This window comes from Bacillus cereus group sp. BfR-BA-01382, assembly GCF_022663475.1.
GTDB classification, from domain to species: domain Bacteria; phylum Bacillota; class Bacilli; order Bacillales; family Bacillaceae_G; genus Bacillus_A; species Bacillus_A thuringiensis_S.
The window spans coordinates 1-379 of the sequence record NZ_JAKUFQ010000305.1 but is presented as its reverse complement, the minus strand read 5'-3'; the positions used below and the strand labels follow the sequence as shown (position 1 = coordinate 379).

Here is a 379-nt window from a genome sequence, read left to right as displayed (position 1 = left end):
GCAAACGAAAAAAATGTTCCTTTTACAATTGTTCAAAATAAAGATACAAAAACACCAATCGGTTTAGTATTAACTCATGCTACTGCTGTAGATAAAGAACAAATTTATGTAGAAGATACTATTTTCAAACAAGAAATGAAGTAAAAGTTACACTTAATTAAATAGTTACTAGAAGCGTAAAAAACGAGTATGGAATCGTAAACATTTCCTACTCGTTTTTTTAGCGCAAAGTTTAAGTTTTTCTAATTTATTTTTTAATACATACTAATTTCATTTCTGTCATTTCTTCTATTGCATATTTAATTCCTTCGCGCCCCGTGCCACTTTCTTTCACACCACCATAAGGCATATGATCTACTCTGAACGTTGGAATATCATT

Annotated in this window: 2 protein-coding genes; one reads left to right on the top strand and one right to left on the bottom strand. The window is 29.8% G+C overall.

Annotated features, from left to right (window positions below; genetic code table 11):
• Positions 1-144, top strand: a 144-nt coding sequence (locus tag MR160_RS34070; RefSeq protein WP_242299243.1) for a DUF1694 domain-containing protein, incomplete at its 5' end; no start/stop codon positions are given.
• Positions 145-247: 103 nt separating this feature from the next.
• On the opposite strand, the gene MR160_RS34065 is transcribed toward MR160_RS34070, so the two are convergent.
• Positions 248-379 (bottom strand): aldehyde dehydrogenase family protein (locus tag MR160_RS34065; protein WP_242299242.1); only part of this gene is annotated, 132 nt, incomplete at its 5' end.